Source organism: Pseudomonas sp. UBT (assembly GCF_050915955.1).
GTDB classification, from domain to species: domain Bacteria; phylum Pseudomonadota; class Gammaproteobacteria; order Pseudomonadales; family Pseudomonadaceae; genus Aquipseudomonas; species Aquipseudomonas antarctica_A.
Genome location: NZ_CP168079.1, coordinates 408,322 through 428,269 on the forward strand (window position 1 = coordinate 408,322; position 19,948 = coordinate 428,269).

General features: G+C 58.5%; 22 protein-coding genes. 5 read left to right on the top strand and 17 right to left on the bottom strand.

What is annotated here, in order from left to right; genetic code table 11:
- Window positions 1-4: 4 nt before the first annotated feature.
- From tolB to ACDZ94_RS01970, 13 genes are all read right to left on the bottom strand, one after another.
- Window positions 5-1,285 (bottom strand): Tol-Pal system beta propeller repeat protein TolB, encoded by a 1,281-nt coding sequence (gene tolB, locus ACDZ94_RS01910; protein WP_152745290.1) that lies wholly within the window; start codon window positions 1,283-1,285, stop codon window positions 5-7.
- Window positions 1,286-1,302: 17 nt separating this feature from the next.
- Window positions 1,303-2,376 (bottom strand): cell envelope integrity protein TolA, encoded by a 1,074-nt coding sequence (gene tolA / locus ACDZ94_RS01915; protein ID WP_064453923.1) that lies wholly within the window; start codon window positions 2,374-2,376, stop codon window positions 1,303-1,305.
- Window positions 2,376-2,828 carry a protein TolR gene (tolR, locus tag ACDZ94_RS01920; protein ID WP_161630238.1) on the bottom strand — a complete coding sequence of 151 codons (453 nt, stop codon included), beginning with the start codon at window positions 2,826-2,828 and terminating at the stop codon, window positions 2,376-2,378. The genes tolA and tolR overlap by 1 nt, the downstream gene beginning before the upstream one ends.
- 23 nt (window positions 2,829-2,851) lie before the next feature.
- On the bottom strand, window positions 2,852-3,547 hold the full coding sequence (gene tolQ / locus ACDZ94_RS01925; protein WP_024077143.1) for a protein TolQ: 696 nt from the start codon (window positions 3,545-3,547) through the stop codon (window positions 2,852-2,854).
- Between the two features lies 1 nt (window position 3,548).
- Window positions 3,549-4,004 (bottom strand): tol-pal system-associated acyl-CoA thioesterase, encoded by a 456-nt coding sequence (ybgC, locus tag ACDZ94_RS01930; RefSeq protein ID WP_262666176.1) that lies wholly within the window; start codon window positions 4,002-4,004, stop codon window positions 3,549-3,551.
- A 139-nt stretch (window positions 4,005-4,143) separates the two neighbouring features.
- Window positions 4,144-5,202, bottom strand: coding sequence for a Holliday junction branch migration DNA helicase RuvB (gene ruvB, locus ACDZ94_RS01935; RefSeq protein WP_064453925.1), 1,059 nt, complete (start codon window positions 5,200-5,202; stop codon window positions 4,144-4,146).
- On the bottom strand, window positions 5,203-5,814 hold the full coding sequence (ruvA, locus tag ACDZ94_RS01940; protein ID WP_064453926.1) for a Holliday junction branch migration protein RuvA: 612 nt from the start codon (window positions 5,812-5,814) through the stop codon (window positions 5,203-5,205).
- A gap of 67 nt (window positions 5,815-5,881) precedes the next feature.
- Complete coding sequence (gene ruvC, locus ACDZ94_RS01945; RefSeq protein WP_024077147.1) at window positions 5,882-6,406, bottom strand: crossover junction endodeoxyribonuclease RuvC; 525 nt, start codon at window positions 6,404-6,406, stop codon at window positions 5,882-5,884.
- A 157-nt stretch (window positions 6,407-6,563) separates the two neighbouring features.
- Entirely contained in the window at window positions 6,564-7,310 is a 747-nt protein-coding gene (locus ACDZ94_RS01950; protein WP_064453927.1) for a YebC/PmpR family DNA-binding transcriptional regulator, read from the bottom strand.
- 150 nt (window positions 7,311-7,460) lie between these two features.
- The gene (aspS, locus tag ACDZ94_RS01955) at window positions 7,461-9,236 is read right to left on the bottom strand and encodes an aspartate--tRNA ligase (RefSeq protein WP_064453928.1); all 1,776 of its coding nucleotides are present in this window, start codon (window positions 9,234-9,236) and stop codon (window positions 7,461-7,463) included.
- 107 nt (window positions 9,237-9,343) lie between these two features.
- The gene (locus ACDZ94_RS01960; protein WP_017139808.1) at window positions 9,344-9,565 is read right to left on the bottom strand and encodes an FmdB family zinc ribbon protein; all 222 of its coding nucleotides are present in this window, start codon (window positions 9,563-9,565) and stop codon (window positions 9,344-9,346) included.
- A gap of 171 nt (window positions 9,566-9,736) precedes the next feature.
- Entirely contained in the window at window positions 9,737-10,078 is a 342-nt protein-coding gene (locus ACDZ94_RS01965) for a ribbon-helix-helix domain-containing protein (protein ID WP_064453929.1), read from the bottom strand.
- A 181-nt stretch (window positions 10,079-10,259) separates the two neighbouring features.
- The gene (locus ACDZ94_RS01970) at window positions 10,260-10,733 is read right to left on the bottom strand and encodes a Dps family protein (RefSeq protein ID WP_003193874.1); all 474 of its coding nucleotides are present in this window, start codon (window positions 10,731-10,733) and stop codon (window positions 10,260-10,262) included.
- Window positions 10,734-11,172: 439 nt separating this feature from the next.
- Here ACDZ94_RS01970 and ACDZ94_RS01975 point away from each other — a divergent pair, with 439 nt between their 5' ends.
- Window positions 11,173-11,775 (top strand): cold-shock protein, encoded by a 603-nt coding sequence (locus tag ACDZ94_RS01975; protein ID WP_064453930.1) that lies wholly within the window; start codon window positions 11,173-11,175, stop codon window positions 11,773-11,775.
- A 69-nt stretch (window positions 11,776-11,844) separates the two neighbouring features.
- Here ACDZ94_RS01975 and ACDZ94_RS01980 read toward each other — a convergent pair whose 3' ends face one another.
- Together ACDZ94_RS01980 and ACDZ94_RS01985 are read right to left on the bottom strand one after the other, a co-directional pair.
- A complete protein-coding gene (locus ACDZ94_RS01980) occupies window positions 11,845-12,051 on the bottom strand; it encodes a SlyX family protein (protein WP_053257763.1) in 207 nt (68 codons plus the stop codon).
- A 3-nt stretch (window positions 12,052-12,054) separates the two neighbouring features.
- Window positions 12,055-12,480, bottom strand: a complete 426-nt coding sequence (locus tag ACDZ94_RS01985) for an HIT domain-containing protein (protein ID WP_432750999.1) — start codon at window positions 12,478-12,480, stop codon at window positions 12,055-12,057.
- A gap of 744 nt (window positions 12,481-13,224) precedes the next feature.
- On the opposite strand from ACDZ94_RS01985, the gene ACDZ94_RS01990 reads away from it, so the two are divergent.
- Window positions 13,225-14,523, top strand: coding sequence for an OprD family porin (locus ACDZ94_RS01990; protein WP_064453932.1), 1,299 nt, complete (start codon window positions 13,225-13,227; stop codon window positions 14,521-14,523).
- Between the two features lie 190 nt (window positions 14,524-14,713).
- Here ACDZ94_RS01990 and ACDZ94_RS01995 read toward each other — a convergent pair whose 3' ends face one another.
- Complete coding sequence (locus ACDZ94_RS01995) at window positions 14,714-15,556, bottom strand: mechanosensitive ion channel family protein (RefSeq protein WP_064453933.1); 843 nt, start codon at window positions 15,554-15,556, stop codon at window positions 14,714-14,716.
- 136 nt (window positions 15,557-15,692) lie between these two features.
- A complete protein-coding gene (locus tag ACDZ94_RS02000; protein WP_053257767.1) occupies window positions 15,693-16,178 on the bottom strand; it encodes a YajQ family cyclic di-GMP-binding protein in 486 nt (161 codons plus the stop codon).
- Between the two features lie 123 nt (window positions 16,179-16,301).
- On the opposite strand from ACDZ94_RS02000, the gene ACDZ94_RS02005 reads away from it, so the two are divergent.
- From ACDZ94_RS02005 to ACDZ94_RS02015, 3 genes are read left to right on the top strand one after another with little or no spacing between them, the layout of a single operon-like run.
- A complete protein-coding gene (locus tag ACDZ94_RS02005; protein WP_432751000.1) occupies window positions 16,302-17,219 on the top strand; it encodes a putative 2-dehydropantoate 2-reductase in 918 nt (305 codons plus the stop codon).
- A 46-nt stretch (window positions 17,220-17,265) separates the two neighbouring features.
- On the top strand, window positions 17,266-19,302 hold the full coding sequence (locus ACDZ94_RS02010) for an ATP-binding protein (RefSeq protein ID WP_432751001.1): 2,037 nt from the start codon (window positions 17,266-17,268) through the stop codon (window positions 19,300-19,302).
- Window positions 19,303-19,304: 2 nt separating this feature from the next.
- A complete protein-coding gene (locus ACDZ94_RS02015) occupies window positions 19,305-19,883 on the top strand; it encodes a cob(I)yrinic acid a,c-diamide adenosyltransferase (RefSeq protein ID WP_221295560.1) in 579 nt (192 codons plus the stop codon).
- Window positions 19,884-19,948 lie beyond the last annotated feature (65 nt).

A 19,948-nucleotide genomic window follows, 5' to 3' on the forward strand; every position in this document is an offset into this window, starting at 1 on the left:
CGCGTCAGTTCAGGTAAGGGGACCAGGACGGTTCTCTGACTTCGCCTTGTGCGGTAGGAAGCGGGAGCCTTACGCGTCCATTAATGGACACGAGCATCAAGACTCCCCGGCCCTGCTGGCGGGTGGCGTAGATTACCATGGTGCCGTTGGGCGCAACAGTAGCTGACTCATCAAGGTTGGTGTCTGTGAGGATTTTTACCGTTCCACGCTGCAAATCCTGGGCCGCAACCCGGAAATTAGTGAAACCATCCTGACGGTGAATCATCACCAACGTCTTTTCATCAGCCGAAAGCTTAGGGTTGGCATTGTAGTTACCAATAAAGGTCACGCGTTCTGCGCCACCGCCACCTACGCTTGTTTTGTAGATTTGAGGCTTGCCGCCACGGTCAGAGGTGAAATAGATGGTCGAACCATCCTTACCCCAGAACGGTTCGGTGTTGATGCCCGGGCCGCTGGTAACTCGGCTGATCTGGCGCGAAGCCATGTTCATCACGTAGATATCCGGGTTGCCATCCTTGGACAGCACGAATGCCAGGCGCGAACCATCCGGTGACCATGCAGGTGCGCCGTTGAGGCCTTCGAAGTTGGTGATCTGCTCACGACGGCCAGTATCGATGTGCTGGACGAAGATACGCGGACGGCGCTGTTCGAAAGACACGTAGGCAATACGCTTGCCATCCGGCGCAAAGCGCGGCGACAGGATTGGCTCACGGGACTGCAGCAAGGTCACGGCGCGTGCACCGTCGTAGTCCGAGCGCTGCAACGTATAACGAGTGTTGTCTACAGAGAAACGCTCAGCCGTTACATAAAGCAGGCGTGTCGAGAACGCACCTTTGATACCGGTGAGTTTTTCAAACGACTGGTCCGAGATGTAGTGGGCCATGTCCCGCAGTTGTTCGGCGGTGCCCGATACGCTGCCGGTCAAGACCTGCTGCTCGGTAGCCACGTTGAACAACGTGTACTGGATCTGCAGGCGACCACCGGCTGGCGTGATATTGCCGACCATCAGGTACTGGGCGCCAACGGCCTTCCAGTCACGGAACACAACTTCGCTGGCCTGGTTCGGCTGGCTGATCATGTTGCCTTTCGGAATCGGCGCGTAGTAGCCGGAGTTGCGCAGGTCGTCGCTGACGATCTGGGCCATGTCGTCCGGCAGCACGCTGCCGCCCTGCCAGCCGAACGGTACTACCGCGATCGGGGTGGCCCGATCGCTACCGCTGGTGACCAGGATGTTCTTTTCATCCGCCGCCGCTATCCCTGCCATACAGCAAATAACGACAAGCATTCCTCGAAGAAGGTTTCTCACAAGGCTAGATCCTCAGGTGTGAATGTCATCTTGAATGAACGATAGGGAGCGAAGTCGCTTGGTTTCATTCCCTGCATCTCGGTCAACCGGCCAATGTTCTTGACCGCGGCAACCGCCGAACTGTCGAACGAACCGTCACCACTGGACTTGGCCACGCTGACCGAAGTCACCGTACCGTCCGGCAACATGCCGATCTGCAGCACTACTGTCATACCTTTGCGTGCCGAAGGTGGACGTGTCCAGCCTTCCGCTGCCCGTGCCCGAATCAGGTCGTCGAAACTGCCCGCGACTTCATCACCACGTTCATCGGCCAAGGCTTGCTGACGCTGCGGCGTGTCGGAAAGCAAATCTGCCAAGGCCTGGGCCTTTTTCTCTTCGGCGGATTTACGTGCTGCTTCCTGGGCCTTTTTCTTGGTGGCGTCGGCGGCAGCTTTCTTCTTCGCGTCGTCGGCGATCTTTTTCTTCGCCTCGTCTGCTTCAGCTTTTTTCTTGGCGTCTTCGGCGGCTTTCTTCTTCGCGTCTTCGACTATCTTTTTCTTGGCGTCTTCAGCGGCCTTTTTCTTGGCCTCTTCTTCGGCCGCTTTTTTGGCTTCTTCTTCAGACTTCTTCTTGGCTATATCAGCCAATTGTTTCTCTTCAGCCTTTTTAGCTTCGGCAGCTTTGTCGGCTTTCTTGGCTTCATCAGCCTTTTTCGCCTCGTCAGCTTTCTTGGCTTCGTCAGCCTTTTTCGATTCCTCGGCCTTTTGAGCCGCCTCTTCTTTCTTTTGTTCCGCAGCAGCCTTCACCGCTTCCTGCTCGACCTTCTTCTGTTCCATCTGCTCGACTTCGGTCTGGCGCGCAGCCGACTTCTGGGCCTCACCCGCAATCTTCTGATTGGTCTGGGTAGTGGCCTGACTTTTCGATTTCAGCTGATACAGGGTCGCCTGCACGATCGGCTTGGCTGGCGGCAGGTCCGGGGTCATGGCAAAGCTGACGAACAGCATGCCAAACACCAGGACGTGCAGGGCAATTGCCCAGACGCTAGGCCAGAAGAAGCTTTCCGAGGCGGACGGCTCTCGCTGTTGGTGCATCAGGGCGCCTCGGTAATCAAGCCAACGTTACCGACGCCGGCCTTCTGCAGCCCACCCATGGCGCCCATGACGGAGCCATAGTCGACCACTTTGTCGCCGCGAATGAACACTTGCGTGTGCTTGCCGCCTTCGTTGCCGGACCGGATGATCTTGGTCACGGCGTCGGTCATCTGCGGCAAGGTCATGGCCTTGTCCTGCTGTTTCTGAGTGTCGACTTCGCTGCCAAGGTTCCAGTAATAGGTCTTGTCAGCCTTGATCGAAATGGTCAGGACCTGAGTGTTGTTGTCTTGCGGCAAGGCTTCGCTGGAAACCTTGGGCAGATCAACCTTCACGCCCTGATTGAGCATCGGCGCGGTCACCATGAAGATGACCAGCAGCACCAACATCACGTCGATGTAGGGCACTACGTTCATCTCGGCGACCGGCTTGCGCTTTTTGCGAGCTCGAGCGATTAAAGCCATTGGGAATTACCTGCTTATTCTTCGCTGGTGTGCACTTTACGGTGCAGGATCGCCTGGAACTCGTCGGCGAAGGTGTAGTAACGGCTGATCAAGGTTTCGCCGCGTGCGGCAAAACGGTTGTAAGCGATCACTGCTGGGATAGCAGCGAACAGGCCGATCGCGGTAGCGACCAGGGCTTCGGCGATACCCGGGGCCACAGTGGCCAGGGTCGCTTGCTGGGCCTGAGCCAGGCCACGGAAGGAGTTCATGATCCCCCAGACGGTGCCGAACAGACCGATGTACGGGCTGACGGAGCCGACGGTAGCGAGGAACGGCAGGCTCTGCTCCAGTTTCTCTTCTTCGCGTGAAATCGCGACGCGCATGGCACGGGCCACACCTTCCATGACCGCTTCAGGGTCGACGCCCGGCTGCTGGCGCAGGCGCGAGAATTCCTTGAAACCGGCGCGGAAGATCTGCTCGACGCCCGAATCCGGGTCCGGGTTGCTGCCCGCCTGACGGTACAGCTTGGACAGGTCGATACCCGACCAGAAGCGCTCTTCGAAGCTCTCCAGGGCACGTCGACCGGCACGCAGCAAGTTGCTGCGCTGAAAAATCATGACCCAAGAGGTAACCGATGCGGCTACCAGGATCAGCATTACCAGTTGAACCACAACACTGGCATTGCTGACCAGGCTCCACATGGAGGAATGGTCGACGACGGTAGGTTCCACGCTAAATCTCCTGCTTTGATTGTTTACCCGCGCCGCTTACGCCGGCAAAGGCCGCACGTAGAGCTTCGGGAATGGCCCGGGGTTTCAAACTATTGGTGCGCACACAGGCCACCAGGAACTGCCCCTCACAGAGCAGCGTTGCATCCGTTGCCCGCCTGACTTGCTGTTTAAAGCGCAGGCTGACACGGTTCAATTCGATTACTTGCGCGCTGACCAGCAGTTCATCGTCCAGCCGCGCCGGCGCGTGGTAACGCGCCTCGCAGGAATGCACGACAAACAACAGGTCTTCCCCCGCAAGCGTGGATTGGGCAAAGCCCAACTCCCGTAGCCGCTCGGTTCGAGCCCGCTCCATGAACTTGAGGTAGTTGACGTAATACACGATGCCGCCAGCATCGGTGTCCTCGTAATAAACGCGACAGCGATGTACGAACGACTGATCCCCGTTTTGCGCGCGCATACTCTAGTGCTTACTCCTCAGGTTGCCAATCCGGCCAGGCAACTGTTTTTTCATTCCAAGCAACATTTCTAACGACTGAATGACGACACCAGCCACTAGGACAGCACAAACTTCAGATAAATCGACTGGCGTGACCTTTTTAATCGTCCACTGCATCGAGGAATTCGTCTACTACAGGCATCTCGCCCAATCGTGACGGAATGTTTAACCCAAAGTGCAAATAGGCGTGGCGCGTCACCACTCGCCCCCGTGGCGTACGCATGATGTAGCCCTGCTGGATCAGGTACGGCTCCAGCACATCCTCAATGGTATGGCGCTCTTCACTGATGGCGGCTGCCAGGCTGTCCACGCCCACCGGGCCACCGTCGAACTTCTCGATCATGGTCAAGAGTAGACGTCGATCCTGATGATCGAAGCCATGCTCGTCCACATCCAACAGGTTCAAGGCCAGGTCAGCCACGGCCTTGGTGATATGCCCCTTGGCCCGCACCTCGGCAAAATCGCGTACGCGACGCAACAAACGGTTGGCGATCCGTGGCGTGCCACGGGCCCGGCGGGCGATTTCGAAGGCGCCTTCCGGGTCCAGGGGCAAGCCGAGAATGCTTGCGGACCGGCTGACGATGGTCGCCAGGTCAGCGGTGCTATAGAACTCTAGACGTTGCACAATGCCGAAACGGTCTCGTAGCGGGTTGGTCAGCATGCCCGCGCGGGTGGTTGCGCCGACCAGTGTGAAAGGCGGCAGGTCGAGCTTGATCGAGCGGGCCGCCGGGCCCTCGCCGATCATGATGTCGAGCTGGAAGTCTTCCATGGCCGGGTACAGCACTTCTTCGACGATCGGCGACAGCCGGTGGATCTCGTCGATAAACAGCACGTCGTGGGGTTCAAGATTGGTCAGCAACGCCGCCAGGTCACCCGGACGCTCCAACACCGGGCCGGAGGTGGACTTGATCGACACGCCCATTTCATGGGCGATAATCATGGCCAGCGTGGTTTTACCCAGCCCCGGCGGACCGAAGATCAACGTGTGGTCGAGGGACTCACTGCGCCCGCGCGCGGCCTGGATGAACAACTCCATCTGCTCGCGCACGGTGGGCTGGCCAATGTAGTCGGCCAGGCTCAGGGGGCGGATGGCGCGGTCCTGGACCTCTTCACGGTCGCGCGGGCCGGTGGCCGCGATCAGACGATCAGCTTCAATCACTTAAATCATTCCCTTCAGGGCTCGGCGGATCATGTCTTCGCTGCTCAGGTTCTTGTCCTTGATGGCCGACACCGCTTTGCTGGCCTCCTGCGGCTTGTAGCCCAAGGAGATCAACGCGCTGACGGCATCGCTTTCGGCACTGGCAACCTGCCCCACCGGCATATCCGGCTGGTTCGGCACCAGGGCAAACATGCTCGGTACGACTTCCCAGGCCTTGAAGCGGTCCTTGAGTTCCACCAGCAGGCGCTCCGCGGTTTTCTTGCCGACACCCGGCACCTTGGTCAGCGCGGAGGTGTCCTGGGCCGAAACAGCGCGTACCAATTCATCCACTTCCAGGCTCGACATCAACGCCAGCGCAAGCTTGGGCCCCACGCCATTGAGGCGAATCAGTTCGCGGAAGAAGTCGCGGTCGCGCTTGCCTATGAAACCATAGAGCAATTGCGCATCTTCGCGCACCACCAGATGTGTGTGCAGCGTTATTGGCTCGCCGATCGACGGCAGGCGATAGAGGGTGGTCATGGGCACTTCCAGCTCATACCCCAACCCATTTACATCCAGAATCAGGTGCGGCGGCTGTTTTTCAGCCAGGGTGCCGCGCAAGCGTCCAATCACGGTTCAGATCCTTAAAGCTTGGGGTCAGAACAAGGCCTGACCGGAAATAACGATTGCGCTGATGCTATCAGAGACGCAGCCGCCCGCCACGACTGCGTGCCGTGCCCAGGCCATGTGGCAACAGGCTGGAGCGGGTGTGGGCATGGCAAATGGCAATGGCCAGGGCGTCGGAGGCGTCGATTTGCGGTTTTGAGGTGAGCTTGAGCATGTGCATGACCATCATCTGCACCTGCTCCTTGTTTGCCGCACCGGTGCCCACCACGGCCTGCTTGACCTGGGTCGCCGTGTATTCGGCGATTTCCATGCCCTCTTCCGCACCGGCGACGATCGCGGCGCCACGGGCCTGGCCGAGTTTCAGGGCGGAGTCGGCGTTTTTGGCCATGAAGACTTTTTCGATGCCCATGGTGACCGGCCCGTAGGTCTGGATCACTTCACGCACGCCGCGATAGACGATCTGCAGGCGCTCGGCCAACTCGCCCGCGCCAGTGCGGATGCAGCCCGAGGCGACGTAGACGCAGCCACGCGGGGTGTGTTGCACCACGCCAAAACCGGTAATGCGCGAACCGGGGTCGATACCTAGGATTAAAGTCATAACGCCTGCGGGGTGGGGGAAACACAATTCTTGCGGCCAACATCGATCAACTGTGGGAGCTGGCTTGCCTGCGATGCAGGCACCTCGGTGCGTCTTCTAAACTGAGGTGATGCTATCGCAGGCAAGCCAGCTCCCACATGTTGATCTACATCATTTTTCAGACTAGCTGTGCTGCGACTTCTTCTGGAATGTCGGCATTGGAATAAACGTTCTGCACATCGTCCAGGTCTTCGAGCATATCGAGCATCTTCAGCACTTTCTGCGCGCCGTCCAGGTCCAGCTCGGCGCTGGTGGTCGGCAGCATCACGATTTCCGCGTCAGTGCCTTTGAAACCGGCCGCTTCCAACGCGTTACGCACGGTATAGAACCCGGCAAACGAGGTGAATACGTCGATGGAGCCGTCTTCGTTGGTGACTACGTCGTCGGCGTCCGCTTCCATGGCGGCTTCGATCAGTGCGTCTTCGTCCACGCCCGGTGCGAAGGAGATCTGCCCCTTGCGTTCGAACAGGTAGGCCACCGAACCGTCGGTACCGAGGTTGCCGCCACATTTGCTGAACGCATGGCGCACGGCTGCCGCCGTACGGTTGCGGTTGTCGGTCATGCACTCGACCATCACCGCCACGCCACCCGGGCCATAGCCTTCATAGCTCAGCTCGACCATGTCGTCGGTGTCAGCTGCACCGGCACCACGCGCCACGGCGCGATCAATAATGTCGCGGCTCATGTTGGCGCCCAACGCCTTGTCCAGCGCCAGGCGCAGACGCGGGTTGGAGCCCGGGTCACCGCCCCCCTGGCGAGCAGCGACGGTCAGCTCGCGAATCCACTTGGTGAAGATCTTGCCTTTCTTGGCATCCTGACGCTCTTTGCGGTGCTTGATGTTCGCCCACTTGGAATGGCCAGCCATAACACAACTCCGAAATTCTCTAGAAACCTTATCGATCCAGCCCCAGGCCGGACTTCTCTCTTTAAAGCACAACCCTTGTAACGCAAAGGCGCATCCGAAGATGCGCCTTTTTAGACTGCGTAAACCTCAGTGCGCGTTCACGCAGCGGCCTTACTCAGCCTTCGGCGCCTCACGCAGACGGATGTGCAGTTCGCGCAGGGCCTTGGCATCCACCACGCCCGGAGCCTGGGTCATGACGTCCGCAGCACTCTGGGTTTTCGGGAAGGCGATCACTTCACGGATCGACTGGGCGCCGGTCATCAGCATCACCAGACGGTCCAGACCGAACGCCAGGCCACCGTGCGGCGGCGCGCCGTATTTCAGGGCGTCGAGCAGGAAGCCGAATTTCTCTTCCTGTTCCGCTTCGTTGATGCCCAACAGGCGGAAGACCGCTTGTTGCATCTCTTTGCGGTGGATACGGATCGAACCGCCACCCAACTCAGTGCCGTTCAACACCATGTCGTAGGCGCGGGACAGAGCGCCAGCGGGGTTGGCTTCCAGCTCTTGCGGCGAGCACTTCGGCGCAGTGAACGGGTGGTGCAAGGCGCTGAAGCTGCCGTCGTCGTTCTCTTCGAACATCGGGAAGTCGACCACCCACATCGGTGCCCACTTGCAGGTCAGCAGGTCCAGGTCGTGGCCCAGCTTGATCCGCAGCGCGCCCAGGGCTTCGCTGACGATCTTGGCTTTGTCGGCACCGAAGAACACGATGTCGCCGTCAACCGCGCCAACGCGATCGAGGATCGCGTTCAGGTTGTCCAGCGGGATGTTTTTCACGATCGGCGATTGAAGACCATCAACACCGTTAGCACGCTCGTTGACCTTGATGTACGCCAGGCCTTTGGCACCGTAGATGCCGACGAACTTGGTGTAGTCGTCGATCTGTTTGCGCGGCATGCTCGCGCCGCCTGGTACACGCAGGGCGGCGATACGGCATTTAGGGTCGTTGGCCGGGCCGCTGAACACCTTGAAGTCGACTGCTTTGAGCTGGTCGGCCACGTCCACCAGTTCCAGCGGGTTACGCAGGTCTGGCTTGTCGGAACCGTAGCGGCGCATGGCTTCTTCGAAGGTCATGTGCGGGAACTCGCCGAACTCCAGGTCCAGCACTTCCTTGAACAGGTTGCGGATCATTTGTTCGGTCAGGCCCATGATCTCTTTTTCATCGAGGAAGCTGGTCTCGATGTCGATCTGGGTGAATTCAGGCTGGCGGTCGGCACGCAGGTCTTCGTCGCGGAAGCACTTGGCGATCTGGTAGTAACGGTCGAAGCCGGCCACCATCAGCAGTTGTTTGAACAGCTGCGGCGATTGCGGCAAGGCGAAGAAGGAGCCGGCGTGGGTACGGCTTGGCACCAGATAGTCACGCGCGCCTTCCGGGGTGGCCCGGGTCAGGATCGGCGTTTCGACGTCGAGGAAGCCGTTCTCGTCGAGGAAGCGGCGGATGCTGGTGGTCATGCGCGAACGCAGACGCAGCTTCTCGGCCATTTCCGGACGACGCAGGTCCAGGAAGCGGTAGCGCAGGCGAGTTTCTTCGCCCACGTCGGAATACTCGTTGAGTGGGAACGGCGGGGTTTCCGACTCGTTCAGCACTTCCAGCTCGTAGCCCAGCACTTCGATGGCGCCGGAGGCCATGTTCGCGTTCACGGCACCGGCCGGACGCAGGCGAACCTTGCCGGTGATCTTGACAACGTACTCGCTGCGCACGCGGTCGGCGGCGGCGAAGCTCTCGGCGCGGTCCGGATCGAACACCACCTGGGCCAGACCATCACGATCACGGATATCGAGGAAAATCACCCCGCCGTGGTCGCGGCGACGGTGAACCCATCCGCAAAGGGTGATTTCCTGACCTTCCAGGGTCTCGTTCAGTTGGCCGCAATAGTGGCTGCGCATCATGGTAGTGGTTTCACTTCTCGTAATTCGAAATTCGGTGGAGGCTCGCCTCGTCACCGTACATTTAAGCAGGGGACGGATAATGCAGGAGCCTGCGCGTAGAGTTCAACTCAGTCTGCTTTGTCGCCGCCCGCCAGGTTCTTCTTGGCGCCGGTCTTGAAGTCGGTCTCGTACCAGCCGCCGCCGCTCAGGCGGAAGCCCGGCATGGACAACATCTTCTTCAGCTCAGGAGCCTGGCAGGCAGGGCAATCGACCAGCGGCGCTGCGCTGATCTTCTGAATGGCTTCCAACTGATGACCACAGGAAGCACATTGATAGTCGTACATGGGCATGGAGATGTCTCGGCGATCAGATCGTTACTGCGCCACGCCCTGCCCTGTGGATAAACCCCAGGCATGCGCAGCAAAGCGCGGGATTATATCTGGTAAATCGAGGCAGTGCAGCCGGCTTTCTGCCCGAAGCCTGGCCCGCCTTGACGGTGGACCCGCTTCGCAACGGCCGTATTAATCGAGGTCAAGGGCGCTGACACGCCCTTTTAATACGTGAACCACGCACACCACCCTGACCAGCCCGCTGAAGTTCTTCACCCCTCCGTACCTCAAATGCACTTCCCGGTCGACGTAAGACAGCAACGCACTGACCGAGCAGGCATTGATCCCGGCTATCTCCGTGAGGATATTCCAGTAGATCTGTTCGAGCCGCAGGCAGGTCGAAAACCCGTTGAGCCTGACTGACCGGGACAATGGCTTGGCCAGCCCCATGTCGAACCCTTTTGCAAAGGGGTCGACCTTTATCTTATGAAAACCACCGGCTTCCATCACTCCATTACCCACACCACGTGACATACACCTGACACTCCATTGCCAAACAGCAGCCCACGGGTTTCTCCCATTGGACAGTGGCTCTATAAAACAGCAGGACGAGAGGGGCAGCCAGAAGACGGGGCGTTGATAATCGTAGGACAACGCCAGGAAGCGCAGAGAAACAAGCGAGCGGCGCCAGGAAGGCGCCACTCAGGCACGAAGCTTATTGATTTTCGAGCAGGGAACGCAGCATCCACGCGGTTTTCTCGTGTACTTGCATGCGCTGGGTCAACAAGTCCGCCGTGGGCTCATCGCTGACCTTGTCCAGCAATGGGAAGATCCCGCGTGCGGTACGTGTCACTGCTTCCTGGCCGGCCACCAGCTGCTTGATCATTTCTTCGGCGCTAGGCACACCCTCCTCTTCCTTGATGGAAGACAGGCGGGCATAGATCGAATAAGCCCCCGGTGCCGGGAAGCCCAAGGCGCGGATACGCTCGGCAATGGAGTCCACGGCCAGTGCGAGTTCGTTGTACTGCTCTTCAAACATCAAGTGCAGCGTACGAAACATGGGGCCCGTGACGTTCCAATGGAAGTTGTGGGTTTTCAAATACAGTACATAGGTATCGGACAGCAGTCGTGAAAGCCCATCGACGATGGATTTACGATCTTCTTCACTGATACCAATATCGATTGCCATGTTTTTCCCCTTCAATTGACGAATATTCATTGATCAGGTGCAGGACCACTCTAGCAAGAGTACCGCCTGTGTGCAGCCCACCTCACGCAGGTGCCGTGCGACAAATCGCCCCGCTACCCCAACGCGGTCGCTCGCCTGCGACCGGCGGGCAAGCCTTTGCGCCGGTCAGGAAACATTCAAAATGTCGCCCGAACAGCCCGCACCTGTCTAGGACAAGCGTTTGCTGCACAAATGCTCCGCTGGCTTTAACGCCCCGAAATGCTTGATTTGAGTAGGCACAGCCTTTGCTGTTAAATAGACGTCGTGTGGCTAGCCGTTTATTTCTGCGGCCGCCACATAGGCTGATACCCGCGCACGTGCTCAACGCCTCCCATTGTTCAGAAGCGAACCGTGCCAGTCAGCTCTTCCTTGTGATCCTTCTTAACGTGAGTTAATCAAAATGTTGAAAATCGTCCACCTGCTAACGGGCGTTGCAGCGTTGCTGCTGTCCTTTATACCGAGCTTGCAACAGGGAAGCCCTCCCTACCTGGAACAACACGACGCTCTGTACCTGGCCTTGTTCGGCCTTCTTAACCTGACGCTGGTACCGGTAATCCCTTACTGGAACAAAGGCACGCGTCATCAACTGCAAAACCTGGTCAGCGCGTTGCTGGTACTGACCGTTGTCGTTCAAACCCTCACCCTCCTGGCACCGATGCCTGAAGTGGGCGGCCACCCGGCCATCCTGCTCAGCCTGGTGATTGCTGTGGTCGCCATCGTTCTTCACCTGGCCATCAGCTTCTACCGTTCGTCCCCTGCCGCTGCGTCGCAAAACTACGACATGACCAACCGGGATACCGGGACCGTCAAGTGGTTCAACACCTCCAAAGGCTTCGGCTTTATTTCCCGCGATTCGGGCGACGATATCTTCGTCCACTTCCGGGCCATCCGTGGCGAAGGCCACCGCGTTCTGGTTGAAGGCCAGCGCGTGGAGTTCTCCGTCATGAACCGCGACAAGGGCCTGCAGGCCGAAGACGTGATTGCGGCATTACCGCGTCGCTGATTCCCACCCGCAGCGCAAAAAAAACCGCGATCCAGCTTGGCTGGGTCGCGGTTTTTTATTGCGTGCTTATTAATAGTGAGGCGGCGGCGCCTCTTCTTCGGATGACTCGAACTGGCCACCCATTTCTTCCTGGCGCTTGAGCAGCGCCATCATCTGCAGTTGCAGGCGCTCAACCGCACGCTGCTGAGCGACGAGGATGCCATTGAGGGTATCGATGGTGTCGTCCTGAAAAGCCAGGCGGCTTTCCAGGTCGGTGACGCGTTCTTGCAGGTCCATGATTCAGTCCTGGGTAAAGATGAAGCCGGCGGGCAATAACACGCGCAGTCGGCTGCGGATCGCCGCCACTTGCTCCTCGGTATAAGGCTGGGCCGGGTGTTTGCCCCAGACCGGTGCGGGCCACGCGGCGTCATCCCGTTTGCGCACAATCACATGCACATGCAGTTGGCTGACAACGTTGCCCAAGGCGCCAATGTTCATCTTGTCGGCCACAAAGCCTTCATTGAGCAGTTGCGCCAAGGCCGTTGTTTCTTGCCACAGTGTTTGTTGATCTGCGACATCCAGCTGAAACACTTCACTGATACCCTCAATGCGCGGCACCAGGATGAACCAGGGGTAATTCGAGTCATTGGACAGCAGCAGGCGACAGAGCGGAAAGTCCCCAATGGCCAGTGTGTCTTGTTGCAGGCGTTGATCTAAGGCGAACACGCGGGCACTCCGTTCGGCAGGTCGATATCAGGTGCCCAGCATACCTTTGAATGCTTGAGGCTTCACAGCGAATGCAGGGAAGCCGTGATGCAACCTAATAAAAAACCTGCACCCTTTCGAGGCAGCCGAATAATTGAGCTACGCTGATTCGGGCCTTAACGGGGTGCACCAAAATGACCCACCTGTGCTTCAAAGAGATCCGCCAACTACCCACTCAAGGGGGTGAACCGGTAACGTTTTGTTCTGGCGCAGGATTTATGTACCTCCTCACCGGTGACATGCCCGGGCGTCAAGCCCAAACCAAACGACGTAAGAAGCCCGTGCTTATGCGGTTTTTACACTGCCGTAACGGTTTTCACGAAAAAATGACATTCGGTTACCGCTTTGTGCACGCTTGTTGCATTGACACCCGTATAGTCGGCAAGGGCACCCGCCTGGAAGCAGGTGTTTCGCGATAAAAATCAGCAGCGTTTGAGTGCACACCAAGGACGAATTCAAACTTCGAAAGCGGTCTGAAAACAGCACTTAAGTTGTCAGCCTTGTTACATTCGGGCTGTGAATTTGCGACATGGAACTAGCAATTTACGACAGCCTCGTAAAGAAGCTGAAAGGATAGATGGGTAAGTATCGTCAATAGGGTCTGCGTGATATAACTTTGCGCCGACACAAAAAAGAAAGAGCCGCCCAGATAAAAATACAGGTGGGACGGCAGTACTCTTCCTAAAACCAAAGGAGCAAATCACGATGCGCGTGATGAAGTGGAGCATGATCGCCCTGGCTGTTTCAGCAGGCACCTCGCAATACGCAATGGCGTCCGCACAAGACGACGCCAAGGGTTTTGTTGAAGACAGCACTTTCAGCATCAACACCCGGTTGCTGTATTTCAGCCGTGACAAGCGCAACAACGACTCCGGCCAAAGCCGCACCGAAGAAACCGGTCTTGGTTTCAACGGCCTGTACCAATCCGGCTTTACCCAAGGCACCATTGGTGTCGGTGTTGATGCCATTGGCCTTTTGGGCGTCAAGCTCGACAGCGGCAAGGGTCGCGCCGGTACCGGCCTGTTCCCTACCGGTTCTGACGGTCGCTCCGAAGACGATTACTCCAAAGGCGGCGCTGCGGTTAAGTTCCGTATTTCCAACACCGTGCTGAAAGTGGGTGATCAATACACCACCGCACCGGTGTTCGCCTCCGATGACAGCCGTCTGCTTCCAGAGCTGCCGCAAGGCTTCTCTCTGACCAGCAACGAAATCAAAGACCTGAAACTTGAAGCCGGTCACTTCACCTCGATCGTTGCCCAGGACCACACCTACAAAGACAGTATCAGCAGCTCCGAACCCAACACCGGTCGCGGCCTGAGAGATGCTAACTTCGTGGGTGGCGTTTACGCCTGGACCCCTGAGTTCACCACTAGCCTCTACTACTCGAAAGTCGAAGACTATTGGAAGAAACTCTACGCCAACGTGAACTGGACCCACGCGCTTACCGACAACCAGTCGGTGGCCGTTGACTTCAACATCTACGACACCAAAAGCGATGGCGCCGGCCTGCAACGCGCTGAAAAAGACAACACCACCAAGCTCAACAACCGTGCATTCAGCTTGCAAGGCGCGTACACCCTCGACGCTCACACCTTTACCCTGGCCTATCAGAAGGTTAGCGGTGATGGCGACTACGGCTACGGCGTAGACGGCGGCGGCTCGATCTTCCTGGCTAACTCCGTTGCACGTTCCGACTTCAACGCCGAGGGTGAAAAATCCTGGCAAGCTCGCTACGACCTGAACATGGCCAAATTCGGCGTTCCAGGCCTGAGCTTCATGACCCGCTATGTCACTGGCAGCGGCGCCGACAACGGCACCACCACCAATGCCAAAGAATGGGAACGTGATATCGAAGCCAAATACGTGATCCAGAGCGGCCCAGCGAAAGACCTGAGCCTGCGCGTACGTCAAGCGACCTATCGTTCGTCTGACGGCGTGTACTACGGTTCGGCGTCTATCGACGAGCTGCGTCTGATCGCGCAATACCCGCTGAACATCTTGTAATTGGCTGTTTGATTACAACGATGACTTAAGGCTTCGGCCTTAACTAAAAAGCCGCTCCCTTGCATGCAAAGGAGCGGCTTTTTTATTGCAGTTTTATTTCAATGGCGACATAACTAGCAAGCTAACTAACGAGATTAAACGCTTGCATCGAACCTGACCTATCGGCCAAGTTCGACGTCCTGCTGCTTAGTTATTTTGCAACCGGTTCCTGCATCACGCGAATCACTCGCTGCGGGAACGGAATATCAATCCCCGCGCCTTTCAGGCGGTCACGCGACAGTTCATTCAGCATGAACACAACGTCCCAATAATCTGCAGTCTTGGTCCAGCAACGCAACGACACCGTGATCGAGCTGTCGCCCAGGGTCGACACCACGACCACTGCCGCCGGGTCAGCCATTACGCGCGGGTCTTTCGCCAGTTCCAGCAGCACTTCACGGGCTTTCTGCAGGTCGGCTTCATAGTCGACACCCACGTCGAACACCACCTTGCGGGTAGGCTGACGGTTGGTGTTGGTGATGATGCCGTTGGAGAGGATACCGTTCGGCACGATCACGGTTTTGTTGTCACCGGTACGCAGCACGGTATGGAAGATCTGGATGCTGTCGACAGTGCCGGAAGTGCCTTGGGCTTCAATCCAGTCACCGATGCGGAACGGGCGGAACAGCAGAATCAGCACACCACCGGCGAAGTTGGCCAGGCTGCCTTGCAGCGCCAGGCCGATCGCCAGGGTAGCCGCGCCGATTGCGGCGACGAACGAGGTTGTTGCCACGCCAATCATCGAGGCCACGCTGACGATCAGCATGACTTTCAGCGCGATATTCGCAAGGCTGGTAATAAAATGCTGCAGTGCCAAGTCCGCGTTACGCAGCGCCAGCAAGCGTCCCACCCGGTGCGTCAGTCGGTTGATGAGCCACCAGCCGATGGCCAGGGTGATTACCGCCAGCAACACCCGGCTGCCATATTCCATAATCATCGGGATCCAAGACTGCGAGGTCTTGATCAGGCGATCCACTTCAGCATTCAAATCCATCTACATTCTCCAGTTTTGCGGATGTGCGGCTTTATTGACTACCTGAAAACGCAATTGAGCCCCGTAGGGCTCAAGTGTAGGCGCAGGTTCTGGGGCGTGGGACGTCAAAAACGCCCACAGGTTCCACAAAGTGCCATCAGTCGCGGAAGTTATTGAACTGCAGCGGCATGTCGAAGGTCTTCGCGCGCAGGGCAGCGATTGCTTCCTGCAAATCATCACGCTTCTTGCCAGTGATGCGAACCTGCTCACCCTGGATGGCGGCCTGGACTTTCAGCTTGGCATCCTTCACATGAGCAACGATCTTCTTCGCCAGCTCTTTGTCGATGCCTTCCTTGAGAACCGCTTCCTGCTTCATCAGCTTGCCGGAGGCGTAGGCTTCTTTGATTTCAAGGCACTGCGCGTCGATCTTGCGCTTGACCAGGGACAACTTAAGGATCTCGATCATCGCTTCCAGCTGGAAATCGGCTTCAGCGGTCAGGTTGACGGTCAGTTCCTTTTCCTTGAATTCGAAGCTGCCCTTGCCTTTCAAGTCATAGCGACGGTCCAGTTCCTTGACGGCGTTCTCGACGGCGTTGGTGACTTCGTGTTTGTCCAGTTCGGATACCACGTCGAACGAAGGCATGTCATTTCTCCAATATAAGGGGCGGGCTCAGTAGAGATGGAGCGCGCCCGAGCTAAAATGCGCAGGCATTATAGCGGTTCTTTCGCCCCGTTCACTGTGAGCGACCCTACGGAGCACAAACTCATGTCGACCACCTGGCATATTCTCGGCGCCGGCAGCCTGGGCACACTGTGGGCCACACGACTGGCGCGCGCGGGCGTGCCCGTCAGGCTGATCTTGCGCGATCAAACCCGCCTGGCCAGCTATCAGACGGCAAAAGGCCTGACCCTGGTGGAGCAAGGAGTAGAAAGCACCTACCCAGTGATCGGCGAAACACCTGACAGCCCCGAGCCGATTCATCGGCTGCTGGTGGCGTGCAAAGCCTACGATGCCCAGAGCGCCATCGCACAATTGCAACACCGATTGGTGCCGAACGCCGAACTGATCCTGCTGCAAAACGGCCTCGGCAGCCAGGACGCGGTAGCCGCGCAACTGCCCCAGGCTCGCTGCCTCTTTGCCTCCAGTACCGAAGGCGCATTCCGCGACGGCGACTGGCGCGTAGTGTTTGCGGGCCATGGCTACACCTGGCTGGGGGACGTTAGCCACCCGACTGCGCCGCTATGGCTGGAAGACCTGCACACCGCCGGCATCCCCCACGAATGGAGCACCGATATCCTCACCCGTCTGTGGCGCAAGCTGGCCCTTAATTGCGCGATCAACCCGTTAACCGTGCTTTACCAGTGCCGCAACGGCGGCTTGCAAGCCCATCAGTGTGAAGTCGCGACCCTGTGCGCCGAGTTGGCCGAGTTGCTTGAATGCTGCGGTCAACCGGCCGCTGCCGAGCATTTGCACAGCGAAGTGGAAAGGGTGATTCAGGCCACTGCCGCCAATTACTCCTCCATGTATCAGGACGTGGCCAACGCCCGGCGCACCGAAATCAGCTACCTGCTGGGTTATGCCTGCCTGGCGGCTGCCCGCCATCAATTGGTGCTGCCGCATCTGCAACAGGTGCAGGCGCGCCTGGTCGACTACTTGCACGCACGCGGATTGGCCAGCGACTGAGGCACGCGCTACCCTGCCTACCTGTCTATCACCTGGGAAAACCCTGATGCCACTGCGCCAGCGTCTTGAAAATCTACCGGTAGGGCAGAAACTGCTGGCCGCCCTGCTGGTGCTGTTGACCACTGTATTGCTGGTGGCCAACCTGACGTTTATCAGTGCCGCCTATTGGATCTCCCAGGAAAGCATGGCGCCCCAGGCACTGCAGGCCATCGGTCGGCTGGTTTCGAGCCCGTCACTTGCCGCCGAAGCCCTCGAGTCCCCAGCCAAGGCCGACGCCCTGCTCAATGAGCTGACCAGCTATTCGCCGTTGCGCGCGGCGGCGTTGTACGACGGCGAGGGCACCCGCCTGGCGCAGATGCAGCATGGCAATCGCCTGCATCTGCCGGACAACTACCGGCATATCGAGGCGTGGCGCCTGACCGAGTTTCGCAGCAACCAGGTCATCACCCTGCCCCGTGCCGGCCAGCCTTCCGGGCATTTACTGTTGGTGGCAAGCAGTGAGCTACCGATGGCCTTCTATACCGGCACGTTGACCGCCAGCCTGGGCATCCTGATTTTCAGTGTGTTGCTCTGGCTGGTCATCGCCCGGCAGATCAAACGCCTGATCACTCGCCCGATCCACGAACTGGAAGAACTGTCGCGCCAGGTGACTCGCGAGGAGAACTACGCCCTGCGCGCCGGACGTGGCAACCATGATGAAATCGGCAGCCTGGCCGAAGCGTTCAACACCATGTTGTCGCGTATCGAAGCCCGCGAGCAGCAGCTCAAACGTGCGCGCGACGACTCACAGGCTGCGTACGACCAGGCCCAAGGCCTGGCCGAGGAGACACGCCATACCAACCGCAAGCTGGAACTCGAAGTCCAGGTTCGCAGCAAGATCGAGAAAAAACTCACCGGTTTCCAGAACTACCTGAACAGCATCATCGACTCGATGCCCTCGGCGTTGATCGCGCTGGACGAACAGCTTTATGTCACTCAGTGGAACCAGGAAGCGACGGCCCTTTCCGGCACGCGCCTGGATGAAGCGTTGAATCAACCGATCTTCCTTGCGTTCCAGCCGCTCAAGCCCTACCTGCCGCAAATCAAGGCGACGGTTGAGCAGCACACGGTGGAGCGCATTGAGCGGGTCACGTGGGTCAAGGATGACGAGCCCAAGCATTACGCCCTGACCTTCTATCCATTGATGGGCGGCGCCGGGCGCGGCGTGGTCATTCGTATCGACGACATCACCCAGCGCTTGTCCCTGGAAGAAATGATGGTGCAGTCGGAAAAAATGCTCTCCGTCGGCGGCCTTGCCGCGGGCATGGCCCATGAGATCAACAACCCGCTGGGGGCTATCCTGCATAACGTGCAGAATATCCGCCGCCGCCTATCCCCCGACCTGCCCAAGAACCTGGAGTATGCCGAACAGGCGGGCCTCGAGCTGGACACGGTCAACCACTACCTGCAAAGCCGCGAAGTACCGCAACTGCTCGACGGCATTCAGCAAGCCGGCGCCCGGGCGGCGAAAATCGTTACCCACATGCTCAGTTTCAGCCGCCGCAGTAATCGCCAGATGGCGCCTTGCGATTTGCCGGCACTGATCGATCAGGCCGTGGAAATTGCCGGTAATGACTTCGACCTGACGATCGGTTTCGACTTCAAAGGCCAGGCGATCATTCGCCAGTTCGACCCGCAACTGGGCCCGGTTCCCGGCACTGCCAACGAACTGGAACAGGTGCTGCTCAACTTGCTGAAAAACGCCGCCCAGGCCATTCACCTGCGCGAAGACGACCGCGAGCCGGGACGAATCATCCTGCGCACCCGCCTCAATCCGCCGTGGGCGGAGATCCAGGTGGAAGACAACGGCATCGGCATGAGTGAAAACGTGCGCAAACGCACCTTCGAGCCGTTTTTCACCACCAAGGAAATTGGCCAAGGCACCGGGCTTGGGCTGTCGGTGTCGTACTTCATCATCACCAACAACCATAAGGGCCAGATGGAGGTGCACTCCACCCTCGGCCAGGGCACCTGCTTCACGCTGCGCCTGCCTTTGGCCGGCAGCCAAATGCCATCCAATGAACTGACTCAACTGGAGCAATGACCATGGGCTTTCGCCTGTCGAAGATCTACACCCGCACCGGCGACAAGGGCGAGACGGGCCTCGGCGACGGCCGCCGCGTCCCCAAGGACCACCCTCGGGTGGAAGCGATTGGCGAGGTCGACACGCTGAACAGTCAGTTGGGTTTGCTGCTGGCCAATCTTGAAGAACAGAGCGGCAAACATCCGGCACTGACGGATGTGATTGAGGTGCTCACCCCTTGCCAACATCGTTTGTTCGACCTCGGCGGTGAACTGGCAATGCCGGTGTACAAGGCGTTGAATGCGGCCGAAATCGATCGGCTGGAAGCCGCGATTGATCGCTGGAACGAGGAAGTCGGGCCTTTGGAGAACTTCATCCTGCCCGGTGGTTCAGCGCTGATTGCCCAGGCCCACGTGTGCCGCAGCGTAGCGCGCAGTGCGGAACGGCGGTGTCAGCATTTGAATGCGGTTGAGCCGTTGGAAGGCTTGGGGTTGGCGTATATCAATCGGCTGTCGGATTTGTTGTTTGTGGCGGCCAGGGTGATTGCCAAGCGCCAGGGTGTTGCTGAAATTCTTTGGCAGGCGGCTGCTAAGCCACACTGATGTTTTTTTGGTGACTGACCTGGCCCCTTCGCGAGCAAGCCCGCTCCCACATTTGACTGCATTCC